The organism is Vibrio sp. Vb0937, from assembly GCF_033338855.1.
The window spans coordinates 1-1,582 of sequence record NZ_JAWOTK010000147.1; the positions used below are offsets into that span (position 1 = coordinate 1).

The window sequence follows — 1,582 nt, forward strand, 5'->3', positions numbered from 1 at the left end:
TCTTGAGAAGTCGTCGTGATATCGAATTATTAGCTTCTGCAAATGCCTTTCAGATCTTATCGGGTAACCGTTATAACGCACGTTGGGCAGCGATGGATTCACTGTCTGATTTGCCTTTGTTTCATCATATCGAAGAGCCAAGCGTTAGCTATCAAGCACAGCCATCTGAATATGAAAGCCTTATTGAAGACTATGCCAGTACAGGTCTTTCGCTGAATCGACACCCAATTACTCTGCTAGAAGAAGCGGGAATACTTCCTCGTTTTACGCGTATGAAACAATTGGTTGATAAAGAGCATAAATCGCTTGTGACTGTGGCAGGTGTCGTCACCGGAAGGCAGTCCCCAGGCACTGCAGCAGGCGTTACATTTTTCACCTTAGAAGATGACACTGGCAACATTAACGTTGTGGTATGGAGCGCGACGGCAAGAGCGCAAAAGCAAGCTTACCTCACCTCAAGAATATTGATGGTAAAAGGTATTTTGGAACGAGAGGGAGAAGTCATCCACGTCATTGCGGGTAAATTGATTGACTGTACTCATTACTTATCCAACTTGCAGAGTAAGTCTCGTGACTTCCATTAAAAGTGAGCAGATACAACAAAGGGAGGTTACCCTCCCTTTGTTTACATTCATTGATGAGTTAGGCGTTTGTAGAAAGCACCTGACGTAAACGATCTTGTGCTACTTCAACTAACAAATCTGGCTGGAATTTTGAGATAAAACGATCACAGCCTACCTTTTGCACCATCGCCTCGTTAAAGCTACCGCTGAGTGACGTGTTCAACGTGATGAACAACTTCGACATACGAGGATCGCTACGGACTTCGTGAGTCAATTTGTAACCATCCATCTCTGGCATTTCAGCGTCCGTGATCATCATTAACAGCTCTTTTTCAACATCACGACCTTCATCACACCAACGTTTGAGCACCGTTAATGCCTCTAAACCATCTCGGCACTCGATGATGTTCATACCCAATTGAGAAAGGGTGTCACGTACTTGGTTTCTTGCTGTCGAAGAGTCGTCTACGATAAGAACGTTACGTCCAACCATCGACTGCGATAAGTCGTGATCTAAGATATCTTCTGAGATAGTGACATCATAATGAACGATTTCCGCCAACACTTTCTCAACGTCAATAATCTCAACGATTTGAGAAGTATCACCATCTTTCACTTGGGTGATAGCTGTGAGGTAGTTAGAGCGTCCAGAAGTCGATGGCGGCGGCTGAATTTCAGTCCATGCGGTATTGATGATGTTACGTACCGGACCAACAAGGAAACCCTGCACCGAACGGTTATATTCCGTCACGATCAAGTTTTCTTCTTCCGCTTCTCCACGAAGAGGGGGAAAACCAATCGAACAACGTAAATCAATAACAGGTACAGCTTCACCTCGAAGGGAAGCAACACCACGGATGTTGTAGTGTGAGCCAGGCAGCTTAGTCAACGGCGGAAGCTTTATCACCTCTTTCACTTTGAACACATTAATCGCAAATAACTGACGACTGTTTAACGTGAACAGCAAAAGTTCCAGTCGGTTTTCACCCACTAAGTTCGTACGCTGATCAACCGTATTT

At 44.7% G+C, this 1,582-nt stretch carries 2 protein-coding genes; one reads left to right on the plus strand and one right to left on the minus strand.

Translation table 11 applies throughout. From position 1 onward, the window contains the following. On the plus strand, positions 1–584 hold a 584-nt coding region (locus R7P67_RS23915; protein WP_318086206.1), incomplete at its 5' end, for an OB-fold nucleic acid binding domain-containing protein. A 58-nt stretch (positions 585–642) separates the two neighbouring features. On the opposite strand, the gene R7P67_RS23920 is transcribed toward R7P67_RS23915, so the two are convergent. Beyond that, positions 643–1,582: chemotaxis protein CheV (locus tag R7P67_RS23920; protein WP_140156468.1), on the minus strand; the 940-nt coding region annotated here is incomplete at its 5' end.